Raw genomic sequence first — 21528 nt, 5'->3', positions numbered from 1 at the left:
GGAACGGTGGCGTGCCGATCACATTCCCTACACTGTGGACCCCGTGGGACTGAATCTCGGAATCGTCGGACTGCCGAACGTGGGCAAGTCGACTCTGTTCAACGCGCTGACACGCAACGACGTGCTGGCAGCGAACTACCCGTTCGCGACGATCGAGCCGAACGAGGGGGTGGTGGCGCTCCCTGATCCCCGGCTGAACGAACTGGCCGAGATGTTCGGCTCGGAGAAGATCGTCCCCGCACCGGTGACGTTCGTCGACATCGCCGGCATCGTCAAGGGTGCGTCCGAAGGGGCGGGGCTGGGCAACAAGTTCCTGGCCAACATCCGCGAAAGTGACGCGATCTGCCAAGTGGTGCGCGTGTTCGCCGACGATGACGTGGTCCACGTCGACGGGCGGGTCGACCCGAAGTCCGACATCGAGGTGATCGAGACCGAGTTGATCCTCGCCGACATGCAGACCCTGGAGCGGGCGTTGCCGCGGCTGGAGAAGGAAGCGCGGACGCACAAGGACCGCCGCCCGGTCTACGACGCCGCGGTCGCGGCCAGCGAGGTGCTCAACACCGGCAAGACGCTGTTCTCCGCGGGCACCGATGTGACGTTGCTGCGCGAGCTGAACCTGATGACCTCCAAGCCGTTCCTGTACGTGTTCAACGCCGACGAGTCGGTGCTGACCGACGAGAAGCGGATCGCCGAGCTGCGTGAGCTGGTCGCACCCGCCGATGCGGTATTCCTCGACGCGAAGATCGAGGCCGAACTGCAGGAGCTCGACGAAGAGTCCGCGGCCGAGCTACTCGAATCGATCGGCCAGACCGAGCGGGGCCTGGATGCGTTGGCGCGGGCGGGTTTCCACACGCTGAAGCTGCAGACCTACCTGACCGCGGGCCCGAAAGAGGCGCGCGCCTGGACGATCCACCAGGGCGACACCGCGCCGAAGGCCGCCGGGGTGATCCACTCCGATTTCGAGAAGGGCTTCATCAAGGCCGAGGTCGTCTCGTTCGAGGACCTGAAGGCGGCCGGGTCGATGGCCGCGGCGAAGGCCGCGGGCAAGGTCCGAATGGAGGGCAAGGACTACGTCATGCAGGACGGTGACGTGGTCGAGTTCAGGTTCAACGTTTAGGCGGACTCCCGTTCAACGTCTTGATCTCATCGGGCCCGGAGAGCGAGAGCGGCGTGCGATCTGACCTGATCGGTACCCGGCCGACGTAAGCGATCCACCTCGACGAATCCGGCCACCGACAGCATCTCTGACAATGTGTCGACGGGCCACCTATAGGCGGTTGTGACCTTGTGTTCGAAGGGTTCAACGTCATCACCCTCGAAGAAGCCGATCACAAGAATTCCGTTGTCGCACAGCGGGGCACGAAATGATCGAAGAACTTCTGTGACGACGGCGGGTTCGTAGTGGATCAGGGAGTACCACGCCAGAATCCCGCCGAGCGAACCGCTCGGTAGGTCGAGGGGATACATCGAGCCGACGGCGAAGTCGACCTCAGGCCAGTTTGCGCGGGCGGTTTCGACGAACGCGGGGACCAGATCCAAACCCGTCGCTTTGAGTCCGAGGTTCGTCAAGTAACCGGTCAGATGGCCGGGTCCGCAGCCGGCATCGAGGATCGTCCCGTCGCACCGCCTGAAACTGCGTTCTAGGAATCGGAGGTCGTCAGGATGGACACTTGCGACGGCGCCGAACATCCGTGTGTAGACGTCAGAAACCTCGGCATAGCGTCGCCTGACAGCAGCTTCCGTCACGAGGCCGACTCTAGGTGGCGCGGCTGCGCTCGTCTTCGCGTCGACCTGTCTGGGTTTCGGCAATCACGCTAGAGCTCGGGTAGCGCTTCAAAGTCGTAGTCCCGGACCACGCTGAACCCGTGGCCGATTCGATCTCCAGCGTGTTAATGTGCGTGCGCGCTTCCAGGTGTTCATCGCCTGAATCGTCGCGGAGGGTTCTCGTTCAGAACATGTCCGGATGGGGTGCTGCACCTTTGGGTGCGCCGACACCATCTCGCCGACAGTCGATATCGGCTTACGGAAGGACATGACAGTGGTCAGCAAAGACGACAAGAACCTCCAGCAGGTCCTCGACAAGATCGCCGCAATGGACGAGCCGAGGAAGGGAATCATGCAGCGCATGCACGATGTAATCCTTGCCGCGGCACCGGAACTCAAGCCCCGAATCTGGTACGGCATGCCGGGCTATGCCAGATCCGCGAGCACCCCTGTCATCGTCTTCATCCGCAATGACGACCTGATGAGCCTGGGGTTGAGCGAAAAAGCGACACTGAAGCCCGCCGGGGGCAGGGACGGACAGTTGATACCTGCCGCCTGGTTCTTCGATGACCTGGACGAGGTCACCGAAAAGCGCGTCACCGAGATTGTCCGCGCCGCGATCGAGTGACCGAGCATCACCGCCTGGCGTCACGCCCCGTCGACCTGTCGGTGCGCGCGCCTAGCATCGGCATCTTCCCCGCAGCACCCCGAGGAGATGTCTGATGAAGTTCGTGTCGACCCGCATCATCACCGCAGACGTGCGCGGTCTGGTGACCTTCTACGAGATGGTCACCGGTACCGCCGCCGTCTGGGGCAACGAGCTGTTCGCGGAGATCCCGACACCGGTCGGCACACTCGCCATCGGCAGCGACAAGACCGTCGCGCTGTTCGGGCCGGGATCGGCTGAGCCGGCCGCCAACCGAAGCGCCATAGTCGAATTCCTCGTCGATGACGTGGACGCGGAGTACGAGCGACTCGGGGGCAGCGTCGGCGATGTGGTCACGGTGCCGACGACGATGCCGTGGGGAAATCGCGCGCTGCTGTTCCGCGATCCCGACGGGAATCTCGTCAACCTGTTCACCCCGGTCACCGACGAGGCGCGCGCCAAGTTTGGGATGTGACTCCCGGGTCCGGTCGCGAAATCGACCTTCGCTATACGCCGGAAACGATCGCCGTCGACGCCTGATCGGCAGGGACGTCATCCGCGCGCAGATCGGCGGCTAGCATCATCGGCAAACTGCCGGGCTGCGCGGCAACACTGAGGGGGACGTACGTGATCGCTTGGCGCATCGCTGCGGCATCGGCTGCCGCGTTGGTGGTTGTGGGATGCGGCGCAAGTTCCGATCAGGACGCCGGCGCCACGACGGATTCCGGCGCGGCGGCCTCGTCCACTACGGCTGACACGGTGCTCGACGAATGGGCCGACGAAGGTGACATGACGGCCACGTACGAGGACGCGACCACCCCGGAGGCGCAGAACGGCCGGCAGCTGATGGAATCCACCGGGCTTCTCGAGGATCTCGCGGCATCGGTGAACGATATGTTCAACCTGCCCAACGACTTCCAGCTCCTCGGCCAGGAATGCGGAGAGGCGAACGCGTTCTACGATCCCAACGAGCAGGCCATCGTGCTCTGCTACGAGGATGCGGATTTCGCCGAGTCGGTGTTCGCCCGGGACGGAGATCCCGATCCGGTCGACGCGGCGTTGAACGCCGAAGTGGGCAGCTTCTATCACGAGCTGGGACACATGCTGATCGACGTCTACGATCTGCCGATCACCGGCCGCGAGGAAGATGTCGCGGATCAGTTGGCGGCGTTCGTGATGCTGTCACCGGACGACGACGGTGTCGTCGACGCGGATTCGGTGAAGGTGATCCGCGATTTCGCCGGCGAATTCCGGGCTTTCGCCGAACAACAGGGTGAGGTCGGCGATTCCGATTTCGCGGGTGGCCACTCGCTGAATCAGACGCGGATGTACAACCTGTTGTGCTGGGCCTACGGAGCCGACCCTACGGGGAACGCGGGCATCGTCGACGACGGTGAGCTGCCGTCCGACCGTGCCGAACTGTGCGAGGACGAGTACGAGAAGCTGGATTACGGCTGGGGTTCGCTGCTGGAGCCCTACACGAAATGACGTGTCACCGCGGTTTCAACCGGAACACCGGGATCTCGCGTCCGGTGGCCGCCGTCATCTCGCGATAGTCGCCGTAACCGGCGTACACGCGCTCCGCGAGACCGTACAGGCGCGCGCGCTCCTGAGGGTCTGTCACCTCGACGGCGGTGAAGGGCTCCTGGCCGAAAGTGCAGTCCGGGTTGGCTTTCAGGTTGTGGTACCACTGTGGGTGCTTGTCCTGGCCGAAGTTCGACGCGACGAGGATGACATCAGAGCCGTCGTGGAAGTAGGTCAGCTGAACCTCGCGCGGCTTACCGGACTTCGCGCCCGTCGTCCGCAGCGGCGCGTTGACGATCGGGCCCATGTTGATCCGGCCGTTGGTGAGGCGGAAGAGGATGGGGTCGGTTCGCCGGGCGATGTGGCGCGCCATGAACTGCCCGATCGGAGACCGTCCGATGCGGACCCCTTTGTCGTACTGAGGACCGCGTCGGCGGTGAGGGTCGACGTAGCGCAACGGCATTCGGGAAACCTACCGCGCTCGGCTTCGCGGGCGCATCGGTAGCCGTCGGTGCGCGACGCGCTGCAGTTGGCTCAGCGCGGCCAGCGTGATCAAGCCGGCCGCCTGGCGGGCGAGCGCGGGACGGCTCATGCGCTTGCGCCACGGAGGGGTCCGCGCTCCCCGGCGGTACCCGATCGCATAACCGAGACACATTGCAGCGGCCAATGCCACGAGCACGCCGAACGCCGTCATCGGTACCACCTTGCCCGCCGGCAGTCGCAAACCGGTCACGAACGTGGCACGCCTGGGCCCGCAAACAGTAAGGCCACCTCCGCGCGGAGGTGGCCTTACTGCCCAGGGAAGTCAGCGGACGTTGACGTAGTAGACGTGCCCGGTGATGGTGTTCTGGTACAGCCGGTCGTTGAAGTTGTCCTGGACGGTGCCGCGGATGGCGGGCCCCCGGTTGACGCCGACGACGTTGGCATCCTTCAGCGGGGCGTCGGAGAGCTTCTTCACGATCACCCGGTTGCCCTGGGATTCGAGCTGGGCGATGGTGGATTGCGCGTCGCCGGTGCCCGACGGGGCGGCCAGGGCGGGGGCGGCCAGGCCCAGGAACGCGGCGGACAGAGCGGCGGCGGCGGTGGTGGCGATGGTCAGGTTCTTCATGATCGCTCTTCTTCCCTGCGGTGGTGATTCTTGGTGGTCTGACTGGTTAAACCAGCAGGTCAGCCCAGACATTTCCCCAGGCAGGAATTGATCCCCAGGTGGCAGGATCGGTGCGTCCGAGGTCGGTGTGCGAGGGTAGAATCGCACATATGTTCGATCGGGAATTCGCCGCAAGGGCTCCGGGTGAGCTCGTGGATGAGATCGAACGGGCCGCGCGCGACGAGGCTCGGGCGGCGGCCCGCAAGGCCGCGGCGATCGCGGCACTGGTGCACGCCACGGTGACCTACGACGAGGTTCGCGACTACTACGTGTACGACTCGTGGGCCGACTGTGCCGGGGTGGTCGGCGCGGCGCTGTCGATGTCGACACGACGGGCGTCGGGGCAGATGCGGATCGCGGTCGCGCTGCGCGAGCGGCTACCGAAGGTCGCTGCACTGTTCGCGCAGGGCCGGCTGGCGCCGCGGTGGTTTCGGAGATCACCTGGCGCACGTCGTTGATCACCGACGATCGAGTGCTGTCCGAGGTGGACGCCGACATCGCCGAGAAGGCCACCCGGTGGGGGCCGTTGTCGGACGACCGCCTGGGCAAAGCTCTCGATGCGGTCATCGATCGGCACGACCCGGATGCGGTGCGCCGGGCTCGTGAGGTGGTCAAGACCCGCGATATGCATATCGGCGCGGCCGACGACCCGAATGAGATCGTGGCGATCTGGGGGCACGTGATGGCCGGGGACGCCGCGGTGTTCAAGGCTCGCGTCACCGCGATGCTCAACGGGTTGTGTGCTGAGGATCCGCGCAGCGCGGGGGTGCGACGCTCCGATGCGGTCGGGGCGTACCTGCGCGGGGACACGGTGCTTGCCTGCCGGTGTGGGTCCCCGACGTGCCCGGCACCTACCGCTGCTCCGGTCTCGCCGATCGTGATCTCGGTGCTCGCCGACCCTGCCGCGCTGGCCGCGGCGCACGAGCTGATCGCCGCCGAAGACCGCGAACAAGAACGCCTGCACGCCACACGGCAACCGCAGGACGTCGAGAACTCGGGGGAAGAGGAGGAGGCTCCTGAGCCCGCCCCGCCGGCGGATTCGGGGGTGGCGTTGTTGCCCGGCGCCACGATCATGCCGACTCCGGCTCTGGCGGAGGCCCTGCGCGGCGGCGCCCGCATCAAGCCGCTGTGGACCCCCGGCCCCGAAGCGGAACCGCACTATCAACCGTCGGCGAAGTTGGCCGCGTTCGTGCGTGCCCGTGATCTGTTCTGCCGATTCCCGGGCTGCGATGTGCCCGCCGAGCGCTGCGACATCGACCACGTCGTGCCGTGGCCCTACGGACCCACCCATCCGTCCAATCTGAGCTGCAAATGCCGCACCCACCACCTGGCCAAGACCTTCGTCGACGGCTGGCGTGACACCCAGCTCCCCGACGGCACCCTGATCTGGACCACCCCGACCGGGCACACCTACACCACCGTGCCCGGCAGCCGACTTTTCTTCCCTGCCTGGGGGGTCACCACCGCCGCGCTACCCCCGACGGCTCAGCCGCCGCCCGCAGAGTGCCGCGAGAAACGCATGCCCACTCGGTCGCGCACCCGCGCCGCCGACGTCGCCGCGCGAATCAACGCCGAACGCGACCACAACGCGATGCGCCGCGCCCTCGAACGGCAACGCGCTGCCGACGCCGCTGCGGCGGAGAAACACCGCCGCGAAGGAAAGCCGTTACCGCCTAGCAACGGCGCCGACCTGCCGCCGTTCTGAGCCGAGCACGGCTCGTTTCCTTTACAACTTGTTCACAGATTTAGCTGACGCACACAAGGACGGATCGTTAAGTTACTGTCTTAATACAATTTATGGTTCGATACGCAATGACAATGCGGGATACATAGATGGCTGAGACTCTGAACGCGACTACCGACGGCGAGCTCATCGGCAGATGAACCAACAGGATCGATCGACCGCATCACGGCATAGCCGGACAGAGTACGAGTACAACGCACTGCTGTCGCGGCTGGTGGGCTACCACCTGCAATCGGTGCACTTCAACGGCGGGTACGTGCAGTTCTCGTTTGCTCACCTGAACTCTGCCGAGAACCCGGTGTTGACCTGCGAGGTGATGCCGACCGTCGAGACGCCGTCGGGCGCACTGAACGACGGCGACCCCGGCTACGCGGACAGCATTCGCGCGTTGATCGGGCAGCACGTCACCGCCACCCACGAAGCGCCCCTGCTCGGGCTGCGCATCGAGTTTGCCGAGGTCTCGGTGAAGGTGCGACCCACCGCCGACGAGCTGCGCGGTCCGCAAATCGCGATGCTGTCGGACTTCCGCGACGCCGAGCCGTCGAGCTGGCAGCCTGGCGGCGAAGCGTTCGAATACCTGGCCTAACCGGCGGTCCGGTATTCCACCATCGGATCGCGACTCTGTAGATCCTCCCCGGAGATCACCACGAGTTCCGTCGGTGACAACCGGTAGGTGGTTCCGCCGTTGCGCACCTCAAAACCTCCCGGCATCGGCCGGACGTCGTCGAGCTCCAGGGACGCCCCGTCGCTGAGCCGTACCCCTTGATACTCGTACGTCCCGTCGGCCGACTCGCAGATCACCACCAGCGCCCGATCGGTGCGGGCGATCAGCGCCGCCGTCTCGTTCGCGCCGCAGCGCGGTGAGTCGACATACCCCCGCGCATCCACGGCCGGTCCGGATGTCTGGGGGAGTGCCGGCGCCGGTGCCGGCGCGACCGTGGGAACCGCGGACGCCGCGGGCGCAGGTGGCGGTGCCTGCCGACGCGTCGACGGCGGAGGGTCGTCCACAACCGGTCCCGCGACCCAGTCTGACGCCGACTCCGGTTGCGCCGGAATGGATTGCACCTCCAATTCCTGCACCCGGGAGTTCATGATGATGACGACGACGGCCACTGTCACCAGTGCCGCGATGACGATCCAGATGGCCGACGTCCGCGCCCGGGACGTCCCCCGGCCGGGCGAGTTGGGCGCTGGGGCGTGCCGATCGGTTGGCGTCGCCATGCCTGCGCTCCCTCGTCAACTGCCGAATTCACCAACAGCAAACCACCTGACCAACCCCCACCGCTGGATATCGGACGGCGTTTCGGGACTCCCGGCACCACCGGTGGCTAGGCCAGTACCGTGATCTCCGCGCCGAGCCGATAGCCAGACGCCAGCGGCAGCACGTCACCGCTCCAGAACGAACCCGGGTCGAACCAGTTGGAGTGCTTCTCGGTCTCCAACAATCCCATCTCCTCGTAGGTGATCGCCACCGTCTCCGCGCAGTAGGCCGTCTCCATCCCGACTTTGACCTTCTGCGCCTTCCGGCGTTCCGCCGACTCACGAACCTTGCTGTGCACGAACGGAATTCCCCGGGTGAAGTCACTGACGGTCGGAATCCGGCCGCGCATCCAGCGTCCTGTCAGCCGGGCCGTCGTCGGGAACGGCGTCCCGTCCATCCGGGCGATGACGCGCAGCATCCGGTCCTCCTGCTCGCGTGTCACGTCCGGGCTCAGCTGGCGCAGCCAGCACCGCTGGCCGTAGGTGTGCACCCACCGGAGCACCGCCTCGCGCAGATCGTTGAGCTGCACCCCGCGGTGATTCGTGCCCGTCCACAGATCGAGTAGCTTGTCGCCCAGTTCCGCATGCCAGATCAGCGGCGGCAGATCGTCGATCGCCACGGTCATGCCGACGTGGTTCACCGGGCTGTTGGTCATCGACTGGATGGCCCGGTCGGGTCCGGAATGGCCGCGGAACAGCCAGATATCGCCGGTGCGGGTTTCGTCCAGCGCGCGCTCCAGAGGCACCGTGCTTGGATTCACCCCCGCAGCTTATGCAGACTGTCCGGTATGCGCGGGATCTGGAAGTGGCTGGGGCTGGCGGGTGTCGCGGGCGTGGTTGCCGGCGGAGTTCTGGTCGCCCGCGATCAACGCCGCCGGCGGGCCTACACCCCGGACGACATCCGCGCGCGTCTGCATCAGCGGCTCGCGGAGGCCGACCGCACCGGGTAGAGCGTGTGGGTGCCCGAGAACCCCTTCAGCTCGGCGTCCCGCTCGCGGTCGAACTCCAGGTCCTCGCACTGGCAGACCGCCTCGTAGACCGCACTGCTGAGCAGGATCTCCCCGCCGTCGGCCTGCCCGGCCACCCGCGCGGCCATCGCGACGTTGCGCCCGAATACGTCGTCACCGCGCAGGACGGACTTGCCGGTGTGGATGCCGATGCGAACCCGGATGTCGCCGGGACGCCTGTGCAGCGAGCGCTGGATGTCGAGTCCGCACCGCACCGCCGGCTCGGGCTGGGCGAACGCCACCATGAACCCGTCGCCCTGGCTCTTGACGACATGGCCGCCGTGCCGGTCGACGAACCTGCGCACCGTCTTGTCGTGTCTGCCGAGCAACCGGACGAACGCGCGGTCACCGATCCGCTCGTTGAGCGCCGTGGACTCCTCGATGTCGGAGAACATGATCGCCAGCCGGCCGTTGGGCGCCAGCCGGGCCAGATCGGGCCGCTCGACCTCGGCCCAGTCGGCGAGTTCCTCGATCGAGGACCGCACCGCCGCTCCGAGCCCGTCCCGGCGCAGGATGTTGGCGGTCTGCCAGACCGTTTTGACCGCCTTCGTGCCGCCGGAGACCAGCATCTGGCGGGCGTCGAGGCGGCGGCGTAGTTCGTCGGCCTCGTCCCGGCTGCGCTGGAGACGACGGGTCTGCACCGCCAGTGCGGCCCCGAGTCCGGCGGCCAGCACCGCCAGCGCGCCCGCCAGGATCACCATTCCCGTCACCGCTCCAGTATTGGATGCTGATGACGTGATCACCGCGAAGGCCCCCTACTACGAGAGTCGTTTCGTCCGGGCGAACGACCCGGACGCCGACCGCGCGGTGTGGCTGCGAGAGACGCTGCTGCTCCCGACGGCCGGCTCGGTGACCGCCGACGTGTGGGTGATGATGTTCGATCCGGCCGGTCACCGGGCGGTCAGGCAGCAGTACGCGATCGACGACGCGAACTTCGATGCCGACCCGTGGGCGGCGCGGATCGCCGACACCACGCTCGATGACACGGCCGCAGCGGGAACGATTCCCGACGCTCGCTGGGATCTGTCCATCACGCCGGACGGGCAGGACCCGGTGCGGGTGCTCACCGAGCGCGCCTACCGGCGCAGGTTCCCGACGGCCAAGACGACGGTCCGCCACCCCAAAGCGCGGTTCGACGGCCGGGTGGAGAGCCGCGGGCACGGCGTCGACGTCGCCGGCTGGGTCGGCAGCGTCAACCACAACTGGGGGACCCGACACACCCCGGCGTACGCCTACGGCCAGATCTGCGGCTTCGACAATGCGCCCGACTCGACCCTCGAGATCGTCACGGCGCGCGCCGCGCTCGGGCCGGTGCTCTTACCGGGGGTCACGCTGTTCGTGCTGCGCCACGCCGGCGAGGAGTTCGCGGTGCGCGCGATCCGGGGCAGCCTGCACACCCACGGCCGGTACACCCCGTTCCGCTGGACGTTCGGTGCCCGGGTGGGTGAGCACATGATCGAAGGCGAGATCACCACCACGCCGGACGATGTCATCGGCCTGACCTACCCCGACACCCACGGCGGGGCCAAGTACTGCTACAACTCGGCGCTCGCGCATTGCCGGATCCAGGTGGCGGGCAAGGCGTTCGAACGCACTGAGCTGGTGAGCCGGCGGGCGATGTTCGAGATCCTGACCGACGACCGCCTGGCTTCGGTGCCGCTTCTGGTCTAGGACCAGGCGGCCGCGACCGTGGCCATGTCGAAATAGTCGCGCCACGCCGCGATCTGGCCGTCGACGATCTCGAACACCCCGGTCACCGGTAGCGCGAGTTCGCGGCCGTCCTTGAAGCGCATCACGTCGGTGCGCTCGTTGAAGACGAGATTGCCGGAGCTGACCTGATGGTGCACCTGGAAGTCGATCCCGTCCACCATCGCGGTGAAGTCGGTGATGAACTCCTCGACGGCGGTCCGGCCGACCACTCGCTCCATCGGAATGTTGTGGTACACGCCGTCTTCGGTGAAGTACGACGCCAGCTCGGCGGGGTCGGGTGTCGACCATTTCGCGCAGAACTCGGTCACCACGTCGTCGGGGGAGGGTGTCATCTCTCGATGAAACCCAGTGCGGCCGGGTAAAGCAACCCCGGGGGCCCGCCGACCCTGAAGTGGTGTGCGATGTCAGGCCCGGATCTCGCCAACAACTACAGATTCGGTGGCGTCTGTGGGGGCGGAGGCGCGGTCGCAGGTTTCGCATCTTCCTGTGCCACGCCGGCGCCCATCTGAAAGACGCGCACGAAGCGGGTGGTCGACGACGACTCGTTCGAGTAGGTATACGGCTGATCGCCAGGCACTCTGGCGGATTCCGTGGCGCACACGTTCAGTGGTGGCCCGGATTGCGCTGCCAGCGTGAGTGTCCCGTCGATGACGTATATCAGTGCTTCGCTTCCGTCCGGACCGGCGGATGTCGCCAGCCGGGCACCGGGCGGCAGCGTTCCCTCCCACAACTCGGCGGATGGACGTACGGAGGTCGCCACGCGAAACTCCAGAGTCGCGCCTGTTGCCGACGTCGACGAAGCGGCATCGTCGCGACGAGCTACCACCTCGACCCCGCCGGACGTTGGGCTCTGCGCCAGCGTGGCGAACTCCACGCCCAACGCCGCTGCCAGTCGGTCCACCGTCCTCAGGCTGGGGTTCGCCTGGCCGAGTTCCACCTGCGTGACCATCTTGCGACTCAATCCCGCCGACTCGGCGAGCTGGTGCACCGTCATCGAGGAGGCGCGCCGCCGGCGACGTACTTCTTCCCCGATACGTGTGAGTAGCGGCTGACTGAGATGATGGCCGTCAACGTCTTCTTGCACCGGCGTTCCTCCCTTTTCGGTGCACCCCGCGCGCTCCACTCGTTCCGGGCAGTGTAAGGGGGAACGACACAGTGGGTACTATAGTTCCCAAAATGCGTGGCAAGCGCGCTGTCGATCGATGCCGGCTGAGGAGGAATGACCTGACGACTGTCGCGACGGGACTCCCGTCGACGCTTCCTCGGGCCGCCGGGTCGCGGTGGTTGGCCTCCTATGCCACCTTCGCGATGCCGCAAGCCGCGGTACCGATCTCCTTCGCTCTGGTCGCGTTTCCCGCCACCGGTGATGCGCAAGACGGAGCACTCCTGGTGCTCGCCATGACCTTGGCGCAGATCGTCGGTGCAGTGCCGGTGGCTCGATGGGGATCCCGGTGGAATGCCGTGCGATTCCTGCATGTCCTCGTCGCGCTGCGCACCGCCGGGCTCATCGCTGTCGCCGTGCTTGCCCGTTTCGGTGTCGACTTCGTGTGGCTTTCGCTCGCGGCCGCTGCTGCGGGATTCGTGAACGGTGCAGCCTACGGCTATCTCAGGGCAACCTTGAACCATCTGATACCCGCGGATCGCATGCCGCGGATGCTCAGCGCCGCAGCGACTCTCAACGAGGTCACGTTCGTTGCCATGCCGGTCCTGGCTGCGACGCTGGGATCCTTTTCGGTCACGGCCGCGGTGGTCGCGCCGGCCGTGCTCGGCGCGGCGTCGTTGCTGTTGATGCCTCGTGTACCGGGCGCCAGCGCTCCCGCGGCGTCCGCGACCCGCAGCGCGCCGTCAGGGCAGGCCGTGCTGTGGCTGGCGTGTGTCGTCGCCACAAGTTCCGCGGTGGCGGCCATCGAGGTAGGGGCCGTCGCCATCGCCGTCGGGTTCGGCATGCCGACGGCGTGGGGAGCACTTTTCGCCGTGGCCTTGTGCGCTGCCGCCGTGGCGAGCGGAATTGCTGTGGGCGTATGCAATTGGCGTATGCGCACGGGATGGACGGCGGTCGCGCTGGTGGTTACCGCGATCGGCGCGGTGCTGGCGGCCGTGAACATCGCGGTATGGGTGACGCTTCTGGGCGCCGTGATGATCGGAGCTTTCCTGACTCCGTTGGCGACGCATTATTCTCTGATCTTCGACGAGATCACCCCACCCGACCGACGTGCAGAGGTCTTTGCGCTCTATCGGACGTCGGTTGCCGTCGGGATCATCATCGCCAGTGCGATGACGGCGTTCTTCTCCACCGCCGCGGCACTCGTGCTGTCGGCGATCGCGATCCTTCTGATGCTGCTCGTGATCAGCGTCGCCAGGCGGAGGCCGTCGTGGGGGACGGACCGTCGCGGCTGACAGCGGCGTCCGTCACCAGCCTTCGGTGAGCACCCGGTCCAGCGTGTCGACGTAGAAGTCGGCGGCCTCGATGTCGATGCACAGCGGCGGCTTCGTCTTGAGGATGTTCTGGTGATCGCCTGTCGGCTGGATGACCACGCCGAGCTCGAGCATCCGGTCACAGATCGCCGAGGTCTCCTCGGGGGCCGGTTCCAGCGTCTCGGGATCACGCACCATCTCCACCCCGAGATACAGGCCGACGCCGTGCACCGTGCCGATCAACGGATGCCGATCGCGCAGCCCCTCCAGTCGCGCCTTCAGGTGTGCGCCGACGCGGATCGCGTTGTCCTGCAACCCCTCATCGCGAAGCACGTCGAGTACCGTCATCCCGATCGCGCACGACAGCGGGCTGCCGCCGGTCGACGAGAAGAAGTACCCCTGGCTGGCGAACGCCTCGGCGACGGCGCGGGTGGTGATCACCGCGCCGACGGGGTAGCCGTTGCCGACCGACTTGGCGACCGACACGATGTCGGGCACCGCATCCTGCTGCTGGAAACCCCAGAACCACCGGCCGAGCCGGCCGTAGCCGACCTGGACCTCGTCGGAGATCGCGAGGCCGCCGCCCGCGCGGATCGCCGCGTAGATCTGCCGCAGGTAGCCGTCGGGCAGCGCCATGCCGCCGGCGTTGCCGTACACGCTCTCGCAGATGAACGCCGCGGGCGGCCGTCCCGACGCGATCAGAGCCTCGATCTGGGCCACCGCGTCCTCGGCATACCGGGAGGCGTCCGCCCCTCGGTACCTGCCGCGGAAGCTGTTCGGCGACTCCACGACGTGCACCCACTCCGGGCGGGTGGCGATCGCGGTGGGGTTGTCGGCGGTCGACGTCGACACCGCGTCGGTGCCGTAGGTCCAGCCGTGGTAGGCCTCCCGGACCGCGACGACGTCAGGGCGGCCGGTGGCGGCGGTCGCAAGCCGGATCGCCAGATCGCTGGCCTCCGAACCGGAGTTGACGAGGAACACGGTGTCGAGCGGGTCGGGGAGCAGGCCGGCGAGGCGTTCGCTGAATTCGACCACGGCCGCGTAGTTGAACCGCGAGTTCGTGTTCAGCCTGCGCAGCTGCCGGGACGCGACGTCGGCGATCCGCGGATGCGCATGCCCGAGCACTGTGACGTTGTTGACCATGTCGAGATAGCTGCGGGCCTGGGTCGACATCAGGTAATGCCTTCTGCCGCGCTCGATCTGGGGCGGGGTGCGGTAATAGAACTCCTGCACCGGGGCGAAGCTGGCGTCCCGGCGGGCCAGCAGATCGCCGTGATCGTCGCCCCCCAGCGGGGTCAGGCCGAGAAGCGGCCGCGGGTCACGGGTGTACGTCAGCCAGCCGGGGGCGAGATCGGCCCGGGTGAAGCGCGGAGCGACCGGCGCGCCGACGGGGCGCACGGCGAGTTCGACCCGTTTGGATGCGGTCGCGGTGCCGATCACGTCGCCCGCGTTGACCGTTCCGGACGCGGTCGCGGACAGGCCGGCGAGCGTGAGCTCGAACTCGCTGCCGCGCAGGGTGATTCGGGTGGCGGTTTCCTCGCTGAGCTCGCCGTCCCACGGGGCGACGATCTCGGTGTCGGCCGCGGTCCACACGTCGACACCGGTGGCGACCACCTCGGGGGCTTCCTGGCTCAGCCTTGGGGCATTGCACAGTCGGGCCTCACCGTGCCGGGTCAGCACCAGTGCCGCGCCGTCTCGCAATGCGGCGCTTGCATACTCGTCGGCCGGCCGGATGTCGCCGTAGTCGTAGAGCTCGGAGGTGGTCGACAGGTCGAGGGTGCGCACCGCCGCGCGGTCCACCGCGATCATCTGTGCCTGCGCCTTGACCGGGTGGGGTGCGGTGTTCATCCCGAGATGGGATGTGATCACCGCGGTCATCACGTCGGCCGGCACCGAAGTGGCCAACTCGAACATCCGTGTCTCGGCGTCGGACTGCTCGGTGATGTAGTCGTTGTCGGGGTCGAGCACGGCCTGCTGGGCGCTGCTGACGATCAGCACCACGGTCCGCAGCACCAGCAGTGGCCACAGCACCTCGGCCTCGGCCACCGACAGCGGCCGCACCGCGTGGAACGCGGCGATCGCCGGGAGGATCGAGGTCGGTTCGGCGCCGGCATGGCCGAGCACGCACGAGGCGGTGATCGCGAGCTCCGACACCGCCCAGGTGTGCGACAGGTCGCCGAAATCGATCACCCCGTCCGGGCGTGCACCGCTGGGGGAGCGGGCGACCACCGTGTTCGCGTCGGTCAGGTCGATGTGCGCGGCCTGCCGCGGCAATTCGCCGTCCCGCACCGAGATCCGCGACCACGCGTCACGCGCGGCGGTCTCCAGCCGGGCGCGCAGGTCGACATCGGCCACGTGCGAGCCCAGCTCCTCGACGACATCCATGCCATAACGCAAGTCCCACTGCAGAACCCGGTCCAGACCGGGGTGGGTGAAATCCTTCAGCGCCCGGCTGACCCGCCCCGAGACATCGCCGAGACCGGCGATCGCCGTCGGGGAAAGGTAGCCGGTCTCCACCAGCGTGCCACCGGGCAGGAAGGGCAGCAGTCGTACGTACGCGGTGCCGTCGACCAGATCCGGAACCGTCGTGTACAGCTCGCCCGCGGCATTCGGCAGCGGCACCGGGATTCGCAGCGCGGGTTCGGCTTCGGCGATCGCGTGGGCGGCCGCGTCCTGCGCCTGCAGTTCCACTTCGGTGAACGCGGGATTGGCGACCTTGAGGACACCGAGGACCGTGCCGTCCTCGCCGTGCACCAGGAAGTTCTTGTCCTGCTGGCTGCCCAGCGACGACGCGCGTGCGGTCAGCCCGTAGTACGCCGACAGGATCTGTTCTGCCTGAGCCTCGCTGACCGCCGGCGCGGGCAGCTCGCGCTGCTCCAGGAAGTTGAAGCCGGCGCTCATCGGGGCAAAACAAACTGGGTCACGACGTCCGAGAACGCGTCGTTGTCGTCGCCCGCGGCGGTGTGACCCGCCCCGGACAGCTCCACGAATTCGGCATTCGGCACCTTGGCCAGAAAGTCTTGCACCGCTTCCTCACTCACCACATCGGAAAGTCTGCCCCGGATCAGCAGGATCGGGATGGTCAGCTCGATGGCGGCGCGCTCCAGCAGGTCGACGCGGACGAACGGGTCCTCGTTCGGCTTGGTCAGGAACGCCGGATCCCAGTGCCAGTACCACCTGCCGTTGCGGTGCCGCAGGTTCTTCTTCAACCCCTCGGGGCTGCGCGGCTTCGCGCGGTGCGGCAGGTAGGCGGCGACCGCGTCGGCGGCGTCCTCAAGCGACTCGAAACCGTGCACGTGACTGAACATGAACTCGCGGATCCGGGCGCTGCCGTCCTTCTCGTAGCGGGGCACCACGTCGACGAGCACTAGCCGGACCACCGCGTCCGGGCCGGCCTGCCGCGCCGCGAGGATGCCGGTGAGCCCGCCCATGCTGGCGCCGATCAGCACGGTCGGCCGGCCGATGCGGTCGAGCACCGCCAGCGTGTCCTCGCACAACGCCTCGACGGTGTAGCGGGCATCGGGGGAGCGGTCGCTGTCGCCGTGCCCGCGGCTGTCGAGCGCCACCACGTGCAGGCCGTGGTCGGCCAGGATCTGCCCGGTCTTCTTCCAGGAGAACCGGTTCTGGCCACCGCCGTGCATCATCAGCACCGAAGGCCGTGACTCGTCGAACCGGGAAGTGGCCTCCGGGTTGTTCCATTCGTCGGCGACCAGCGTCAGATCGTCGGCACCGCGGAACGTCGCGGTTCTGGGTTCGCTGTGCTCGGTGCTCACGGCGTCCTTTCGGCGGGCCTCGGGTCAAGTACGTTACCCAGCGAGCGTGTTGTTGCCATCTTGGGTCCCGAACGCCACAGGTCACCATATATTTACGCTCGTGCAGCCCGGTCAGGATCCCGACGACGAACGTCGCAGCATCATGGATGCCGCCCTTCGTTGCCTCGCCGACCCGCACATCGGCCCGGTTCCGATGGCCCTGATCCTGCGCACCGCCGGGGTGTCGAGCCGGGCCTTCTACCGGCATTTCCAATCCAAGGACGACCTGTTCCTGGCGTTGCTCGACCAGGAGTGCGCGGAGGTGGTCCACCGCGTCGACGCCGTCGCGGACGCCGCGACGGGCGATGCGGCCGACCAGCTCGCCGCGTGGATCGGCGCGATGTTCGACATCGTCGCGAACACCAAGGCGCGCACGCAGCTGATGGTTGTCGATTCCGACGAGGTCCGGGCAGCCAAGGGGTACCGGACGGTACGCGAACGCCTGCACACCGCCCGCGAGAAGGGCCTGGCCGAGATCCTGCGCCGGGGACGCGACGACGGATCCTTCCCGCTGACCGATCCTGACCTCGACGCGATGGCGATCAATGCCGTCGTCAGCCGCGTGCTCGGCGGCCAGACCAGCGACGATCCGGAACGTCTGAAGCAGGCCCAGGTCGCGACGCTGGATTTCGCGTTCCGGGCGGTGGGGGCGCTCGGCCGCACCTGACGCCGCGATGAGTTCGGGACCGCCGGGCGGTCTGTTCACACAGCAGCCCGCCGGAGACCCGAAGGAGATCCATGCCCGCCATCACGCCGTCGCTGTGGTTCGACCACGACCTCGAGGACGCGATCGCGTTCTACTGCTCGGTCTTTCCGAACTCCTCGCTCGACTCGCTCGAGCGCTTCACCGAAGCCGGACCGGGCCATCCCGGGGAGGTGGTTTCGGCCACGTTCACCCTGGACGGCCACACGTTCATCGGGATCAACGGCGGGCCGCAGTTCCCGTTCACCGAGGCGGTGTCGTTCACGATCTCGTGCCGCGATCAGGACGAGGTCGACTATTACTGGGACCGGCTGGTCGTCGGTGGCCAGGAATCCTCCTGCGGCTGGCTCAAGGACCGCTTCGGGTTGAGCTGGCAAATCGTTCCCGACCGGCTGACCGAATTGACCCGCGACCCCGATCCGGCCCGCGCCGCGGCCGCGACCAAGGCGATGCTGGGCATGCGCAAGATCGTCATCGCGGACCTGGAGGACGCTGTCGCGGCCTGCTGACCTCGGCCGGAAAGCCTACTGCGCGACTCGTGTTGCTGGGTCCGAATTCGTTGATATACGGTTCTCCGCGTCCTCGCGTGTGTAACCTCAGCGGAACCCAAACTGGGTCCAGGCCGGTTGTGGGAGGACCCATGACGGTGAGGTGCAACGTAGGAGGGACCCCTCAATGGTCGCTTCCGGCGTGATCGCCAGACCCGTACGCGCATTCGGCGGCTTCTTCTCGATGGCGCTGGACACCTTTGTCGCGATGGGCAAACCACCGTTCGCGTGGCGCGAGTTCATCAGCCAGTCCTGGTTCGTCGCGCGCGTGTCGATCGTGCCGACGCTGATGTTGACGATCCCGTACACGGTGCTGCTGACGTTCACGTTCAACATCCTGCTCACCGAGTTCGGCGCAGCCGACTTCTCCGGTACCGGTGCGGCGTTGGGCACCGTGCGCCAGATCGGCCCGATCGTCACGGTGCTGGTGGTCGCCGGCGCCGGGGCGACGGCGATGTGCGCCGACCTGGGTGCGCGCACCATTCGTGAGGAACTCGACGCGCTGCGCGTGATGGGTGTCAATCCCATTCAGGCCCTGGTTGTTCCGCGGGTGCTGGCGGCGACACTGGTCTCGCTGGCGTTGTCCGCGACGGTGATCCTGGTGGGCCTGGCGGGCGCCTACTTCTTCTGCGTGTACATCCAGAACGTCTCGCCGGGTGCGTTCGCGGCCGGGCTGACGCTGATCATCGGTGCCACCGACGTGATCATCGCGCTGGTCAAGGCCGCGCTGTTCGGGTTGTCGGCGGGCATGATCGCCTGCTACAAGGGCATTTCCGTCGGCGGCGGACCTGCCGGCGTCGGCAACGCGGTGAACGAGACCGTGGTGTTCACGTTCATGGCGCTGTTCGCGATCAACATCGTCGCCACGGCCGTCGCGGTGAAGGTGACGATGTGACGGTCTCTCGTCCGCACTCTCAATTCCCCTGGCTCAAGGGCAAGTTCCGGGCCGTCGCGGACCCGTGGAATCAGGTCGGCGTGCAGACCAAGTTCTACGGACGCACGCTGCGCTCGATCGCCATCGCCGTCACCCGGTACCGCATCGAGCTGATCCGCCAGATCGCCCAGATGGGTCTCGGTGCCGGCGCGCTGATCGTGATCGGCGGCACCGTCGCGATCGTCGGGTTCCTGACGGTCACCACCGGCGCCCTGGTCGCGGTGCAGGGCTACACCGATTTCTCCGAGATCGGTGTCGAGGCGCTGACCGGCTTCGCGTCGGCGTTCTTCAACGTCCGCCTGATCGCGCCTGCCACAACGGCTGTCGCGCTGGCCGCGACCATCGGCGCAGGCGCCACCGCCCAGCTCGGGGCGATGCGGATCAACGAGGAGATCGACGCCCTCGAGGTGATGGGTATCCGCAGCGTCGCCTACCTCGCCTCGACCCGGGTGGTCGCAGGCCTTCTCGTGGTGATCCCGCTCTACTGCGTCGGTGTCCTCGCGTCGTTCTGGGCGGCGCGCTTCGGCACGACCGTGATCTACGGGCAGTCGACCGGTGTGTACGACCACTACTTCCGGACGTTCCTGAACCCGACCGACCTGGTGTGGTCGTTCGCGCAGTGCATCGTGCTGGCCGTGGTGATCATGCTGGTGCACACCTACTACGGCTTCAGCGCGCGCGGCGGCCCGGCCGGTGTCGGGGAGGCCGTGGGCCGCGCCGTGCGCACCTCGTTGATCCTGTCCGCATTCGTGCTGGTGATGATCTCGCTGGCGGTGTACGGGCAGTCCGGCAACTTCAACCTGGCGGGCTGAGCGGTGGACGACGAGGGCCTCAAACCCGGGTGGTGGACCCTGATCTTGGTCGTGCTGTTCGCGATCGCGATCTTCGTGACGTACGCGCTGTTCACCGGCTCGCTGAAATCGACTGTGCCGGTGACCTTGACGTCCGACCGTGCCGGTCTGGTGATGGAGACCAACGCGAAGGTCAAGCTGCGCGGGGTGCAGGTGGGCCGGGTCTCCGATATCGCGGTGACCGGTCAGCAGGACCCGACGGTCGCGCTGCAGCTGGAGATCGACCCCGATCAGGTGCAGTACATCCCCGCCAACGTCGAAGCGCAGATCAGGGCCACCACGATCTTCGGCGCCAAGTTCGTCGACCTGGTCTTCCCGGACGATCCCAGCGGCCGGCACCTCGAGGCCGGGCAGGTGCTGCGCTCACGAAACGTCACCACCGAGGTGAACACCGTCTTCCAGAACCTGGTCGCGGTGCTCGACCAGGTCGACGCCGCGAAGCTGAACAGCACACTGTCGGCGCTGGCCGACGGTGTCCGCGGCCAGGGCGAGCGCATCGGCCGGGCCACCACCGACGCCAATGAGGTTCTGCTCGCGCTGAATCCGCGCAACGAGACCATCCGCGAAGACCTGCAGGCGCTGACCGACTTCAACGAGACCTACAGTGCCGCCGCGCAGGACATCGTGACCACCCTGGACGCGGCGAGCACCACCAGCACCACCGTCGTTAACCAGGCCAAGGAGCTCGACGCGCTGCTGCTGGCCACGATCGGACTGTCCAACAGCGGGATCAACCTGCTGGCGCCCAACCAGGCCAACCTGATCAAGGCGATCAACACGCTGGCGCCGACGACGAACCTGCTCTACAAGTACAACCCGTCCTACACGTGCCTGCTGCTGGGCGCCAAGCAGCTGCTCGACGGCGGCGGCTACGAGGCGCCGGGCGGCAACGGCCGCACGCTCGTGCTCGACGCCGGGCTGTCGTTCGGCGACGACCCGTACCACTACCCGCAGCACCTGCCGATCATCGGCGCCAAGGGCGGTCCCGGCGGCAAGCCCGGCTGCGGTTCGCTGCCCAAGGTGGCCGACAACTGGCCGGTGCGGAACCTGGTGACCAACACCGGTTTCGGAAGCGGTCTGGACTGGCGGCCGAATCCGGGGATCGCGTTCCCGACCTACGCCAACTACCTGCCGGTGACGCGCGCGGTGCCGGAGCCGCCGAGCGTGCGCAACCTATTCGGCGGGCCGGCGATCGGTCCGGTGCCGTACCCGGGCGCGCCGGCCTACGGAGCCCAGCTGTACGCGCCCGACGGCACGCCGCTGTGGCCGGGTCTGCCGCCCGCGCCGCCGCCCGGTGCCCCGCGCGATCCCGGTCCGCGCCCGGGTTCGGAACCGTTCGTGGTCCCGCACCCGTCGCAGATGCAGCCGACGGCCGTGCCGTACCCGTTTGTTCCGCCCCCGGTTCCGGCCGTGCCCGGACCGCCGCGCTAGTTCCCGCCCGACCCCACCCGGCTAGACCCGAG

Annotated in this window: 24 protein-coding genes and 1 pseudogene; 14 read left to right on the top strand and 11 right to left on the bottom strand. The window is 67.4% G+C overall.

From position 1 onward, the window contains the following. Positions 1–43: 43 nt before the first annotated feature. The gene (ychF, locus tag BST38_RS21545; RefSeq protein ID WP_083145574.1) at positions 44–1117 is read left to right on the top strand and encodes a redox-regulated ATPase YchF; all 1074 of its coding nucleotides are present in this window, start codon (positions 44–46) and stop codon (positions 1115–1117) included. Between the two features lie 26 nt (positions 1118–1143). Here ychF and BST38_RS21540 read toward each other — a convergent pair whose 3' ends face one another. Further along, the gene (locus BST38_RS21540) at positions 1144–1746 is read right to left on the bottom strand and encodes a class I SAM-dependent methyltransferase (RefSeq protein WP_083145517.1); all 603 of its coding nucleotides are present in this window, start codon (positions 1744–1746) and stop codon (positions 1144–1146) included. A gap of 286 nt (positions 1747–2032) precedes the next feature. Between BST38_RS21540 and BST38_RS21535 the strand changes: the two genes are divergently transcribed. From BST38_RS21535 to BST38_RS21525, 3 genes are all read left to right on the top strand, one after another. Then, positions 2033–2392: a DUF1801 domain-containing protein gene (locus BST38_RS21535; protein ID WP_083145573.1), complete on the top strand. Its 360-nt coding sequence runs from the start codon at positions 2033–2035 to the stop codon at positions 2390–2392. Between the two features lie 94 nt (positions 2393–2486). Next, positions 2487–2885 carry a VOC family protein gene (locus BST38_RS21530; protein WP_083145516.1) on the top strand — a complete coding sequence of 133 codons (399 nt, stop codon included), beginning with the start codon at positions 2487–2489 and terminating at the stop codon, positions 2883–2885. Between the two features lie 152 nt (positions 2886–3037). Then, on the top strand, positions 3038–3898 hold the full coding sequence (locus tag BST38_RS21525; RefSeq protein WP_083145515.1) for a DUF4344 domain-containing metallopeptidase: 861 nt from the start codon (positions 3038–3040) through the stop codon (positions 3896–3898). Between the two features lie 4 nt (positions 3899–3902). Here the strand turns inward: BST38_RS21525 and BST38_RS21520 are convergent, their stop codons facing one another. The 3 genes from BST38_RS21520 to BST38_RS21510 form a co-directional block, all read right to left on the bottom strand. After that, on the bottom strand, positions 3903–4397 hold the full coding sequence (locus BST38_RS21520) for a nitroreductase/quinone reductase family protein (protein ID WP_083145514.1): 495 nt from the start codon (positions 4395–4397) through the stop codon (positions 3903–3905). Positions 4398–4406: 9 nt separating this feature from the next. After that, positions 4407–4667 carry a hypothetical protein gene (locus BST38_RS21515; protein WP_237160868.1) on the bottom strand — a complete coding sequence of 87 codons (261 nt, stop codon included), beginning with the start codon at positions 4665–4667 and terminating at the stop codon, positions 4407–4409. A 72-nt stretch (positions 4668–4739) separates the two neighbouring features. Then, positions 4740–5042: a hypothetical protein gene (locus BST38_RS21510; protein WP_083145513.1), complete on the bottom strand. Its 303-nt coding sequence runs from the start codon at positions 5040–5042 to the stop codon at positions 4740–4742. Between the two features lie 149 nt (positions 5043–5191). Between BST38_RS21510 and BST38_RS21505 the strand changes: the two are divergent. Both BST38_RS21505 and BST38_RS21500 read left to right on the top strand, forming a co-directional pair. Further along, positions 5192–6786, top strand: a pseudogene (locus tag BST38_RS21505) (HNH endonuclease signature motif containing protein). Positions 6787–6961: 175 nt separating this feature from the next. Then, entirely contained in the window at positions 6962–7411 is a 450-nt protein-coding gene (locus tag BST38_RS21500) for a hypothetical protein (protein ID WP_083145512.1), read from the top strand. On the opposite strand, the gene BST38_RS21495 is transcribed toward BST38_RS21500, so the two are convergent. Together BST38_RS21495 and BST38_RS21490 are read right to left on the bottom strand one after the other, a co-directional pair. Next, positions 7408–8046: a hypothetical protein gene (locus BST38_RS21495; RefSeq protein WP_083145511.1), complete on the bottom strand. Its 639-nt coding sequence runs from the start codon at positions 8044–8046 to the stop codon at positions 7408–7410. The two genes, BST38_RS21500 and BST38_RS21495, sit on opposite strands and share 4 nt — an antisense overlap. A gap of 107 nt (positions 8047–8153) precedes the next feature. Then, positions 8154–8831 carry a guanylate cyclase gene (locus BST38_RS21490; protein ID WP_181792143.1) on the bottom strand — a complete coding sequence of 226 codons (678 nt, stop codon included), beginning with the start codon at positions 8829–8831 and terminating at the stop codon, positions 8154–8156. A gap of 42 nt (positions 8832–8873) precedes the next feature. On the opposite strand from BST38_RS21490, the gene BST38_RS29095 reads away from it, so the two are divergent. Continuing rightward, a complete protein-coding gene (locus tag BST38_RS29095; RefSeq protein WP_104863987.1) occupies positions 8874–9035 on the top strand; it encodes a hypothetical protein in 162 nt (53 codons plus the stop codon). Here BST38_RS29095 and BST38_RS21485 read toward each other — a convergent pair. Next, entirely contained in the window at positions 9002–9793 is a 792-nt protein-coding gene (locus BST38_RS21485) for an adenylate/guanylate cyclase domain-containing protein (RefSeq protein ID WP_083145509.1), read from the bottom strand. The genes BST38_RS29095 and BST38_RS21485 overlap by 34 nt on opposite strands. Before the next feature lie 34 nt (positions 9794–9827). Here BST38_RS21485 and BST38_RS21480 point away from each other — a divergent pair, with 34 nt between their 5' ends. Next, positions 9828–10763, top strand: coding sequence for a hypothetical protein (locus BST38_RS21480; protein ID WP_083145508.1), 936 nt, complete (start codon positions 9828–9830; stop codon positions 10761–10763). Here BST38_RS21480 and BST38_RS21475 read toward each other — a convergent pair. Together BST38_RS21475 and BST38_RS21470 are read right to left on the bottom strand one after the other, a co-directional pair. Then, the gene (locus BST38_RS21475; protein ID WP_083145507.1) at positions 10760–11134 is read right to left on the bottom strand and encodes a limonene-1,2-epoxide hydrolase family protein; all 375 of its coding nucleotides are present in this window, start codon (positions 11132–11134) and stop codon (positions 10760–10762) included. The two genes, BST38_RS21480 and BST38_RS21475, sit on opposite strands and share 4 nt — an antisense overlap. A gap of 95 nt (positions 11135–11229) precedes the next feature. After that, positions 11230–11886, bottom strand: a complete 657-nt coding sequence (locus tag BST38_RS21470; protein WP_133057252.1) for an XRE family transcriptional regulator — start codon at positions 11884–11886, stop codon at positions 11230–11232. Between the two features lie 92 nt (positions 11887–11978). Here BST38_RS21470 and BST38_RS21465 point away from each other — a divergent pair, with 92 nt between their 5' ends. Next, the gene (locus BST38_RS21465; RefSeq protein ID WP_133057251.1) at positions 11979–13199 is read left to right on the top strand and encodes an MFS transporter; all 1221 of its coding nucleotides are present in this window, start codon (positions 11979–11981) and stop codon (positions 13197–13199) included. A gap of 12 nt (positions 13200–13211) precedes the next feature. On the opposite strand, the gene BST38_RS21460 is transcribed toward BST38_RS21465, so the two are convergent. Both BST38_RS21460 and BST38_RS21455 read right to left on the bottom strand, forming a co-directional pair. After that, positions 13212–16118, bottom strand: coding sequence for an aminotransferase (locus BST38_RS21460; RefSeq protein WP_083145504.1), 2907 nt, complete (start codon positions 16116–16118; stop codon positions 13212–13214). After that, positions 16115–16990: an alpha/beta fold hydrolase gene (locus tag BST38_RS21455; RefSeq protein WP_083145503.1), complete on the bottom strand. Its 876-nt coding sequence runs from the start codon at positions 16988–16990 to the stop codon at positions 16115–16117. Before BST38_RS21455 ends, BST38_RS21460 begins: the two co-directional genes overlap by 4 nt. 100 nt (positions 16991–17090) lie before the next feature. On the opposite strand from BST38_RS21455, the gene BST38_RS21450 reads away from it, so the two are divergent. The 5 genes from BST38_RS21450 (at position 17091) to BST38_RS21430 (ending at position 21496) form a co-directional block, all read left to right on the top strand. Then, positions 17091–17696, top strand: a complete 606-nt coding sequence (locus tag BST38_RS21450; protein WP_420872549.1) for a TetR/AcrR family transcriptional regulator — start codon at positions 17091–17093, stop codon at positions 17694–17696. Between the two features lie 71 nt (positions 17697–17767). Next, complete coding sequence (locus tag BST38_RS21445; RefSeq protein WP_083145502.1) at positions 17768–18241, top strand: VOC family protein; 474 nt, start codon at positions 17768–17770, stop codon at positions 18239–18241. A gap of 166 nt (positions 18242–18407) precedes the next feature. Beyond that, on the top strand, positions 18408–19175 hold the full coding sequence (locus tag BST38_RS21440; RefSeq protein ID WP_083145501.1) for an MlaE family ABC transporter permease: 768 nt from the start codon (positions 18408–18410) through the stop codon (positions 19173–19175). Further along, positions 19172–20026: an ABC transporter permease gene (locus BST38_RS21435; protein WP_083145500.1), complete on the top strand. Its 855-nt coding sequence runs from the start codon at positions 19172–19174 to the stop codon at positions 20024–20026. Before BST38_RS21440 ends, BST38_RS21435 begins: the two co-directional genes overlap by 4 nt. Positions 20027–20029: 3 nt before the next feature. Beyond that, positions 20030–21496, top strand: a complete 1467-nt coding sequence (locus tag BST38_RS21430; protein WP_083145499.1) for an MCE family protein — start codon at positions 20030–20032, stop codon at positions 21494–21496. Positions 21497–21528: the final 32 nt, after the last annotated feature.

The sequence above is a fragment of the Mycolicibacterium parafortuitum genome (assembly GCF_002086815.1).
Lineage (GTDB): Bacteria > Actinomycetota > Actinomycetes > Mycobacteriales > Mycobacteriaceae > Mycobacterium > Mycobacterium parafortuitum.
Note: the sequence above shows the minus strand (reverse complement) of the source record. Positions and strands in the feature narration are given on the sequence as shown.

Bases quoted from the DNA above. Each gene is read 5' to 3' on its own strand.
- BST38_RS21535 (WP_083145573.1), top strand. From the start codon at position 2,033: ATGACAGTGGTCAGCAAAGACGACAAGAACCTCCAGCAGGTCCTCGAC.
- BST38_RS21530 (WP_083145516.1), top strand. From the start codon at position 2,487: ATGAAGTTCGTGTCGACCCGCATCATCACCGCAGACGTGCGCGGTCTG.
- BST38_RS21520 (WP_083145514.1), bottom strand. From the start codon at position 4,397: ATGCCGTTGCGCTACGTCGACCCTCACCGCCGACGCGGTCCTCAGTAC.
- BST38_RS21510 (WP_083145513.1), bottom strand. From the start codon at position 5,042: ATGAAGAACCTGACCATCGCCACCACCGCCGCCGCCGCTCTGTCCGCC.
- BST38_RS21500 (WP_083145512.1), top strand. From the start codon at position 6,962: ATGAACCAACAGGATCGATCGACCGCATCACGGCATAGCCGGACAGAG.
- BST38_RS21495 (WP_083145511.1), bottom strand. From the start codon at position 8,046: ATGGCGACGCCAACCGATCGGCACGCCCCAGCGCCCAACTCGCCCGGC.
- BST38_RS29095 (WP_104863987.1), top strand. From the start codon at position 8,874: ATGCGCGGGATCTGGAAGTGGCTGGGGCTGGCGGGTGTCGCGGGCGTG.
- BST38_RS21485 (WP_083145509.1), bottom strand. From the start codon at position 9,793: ATGGTGATCCTGGCGGGCGCGCTGGCGGTGCTGGCCGCCGGACTCGGG.
- BST38_RS21475 (WP_083145507.1), bottom strand. From the start codon at position 11,134: ATGACACCCTCCCCCGACGACGTGGTGACCGAGTTCTGCGCGAAATGG.
- BST38_RS21465 (WP_133057251.1), top strand. From the start codon at position 11,979: ATGCGTGGCAAGCGCGCTGTCGATCGATGCCGGCTGAGGAGGAATGAC.
- BST38_RS21460 (WP_083145504.1), bottom strand. From the start codon at position 16,118: ATGAGCGCCGGCTTCAACTTCCTGGAGCAGCGCGAGCTGCCCGCGCCG.
- BST38_RS21445 (WP_083145502.1), top strand. From the start codon at position 17,768: ATGCCCGCCATCACGCCGTCGCTGTGGTTCGACCACGACCTCGAGGAC.
- BST38_RS21440 (WP_083145501.1), top strand. From the start codon at position 18,408: ATGGTCGCTTCCGGCGTGATCGCCAGACCCGTACGCGCATTCGGCGGC.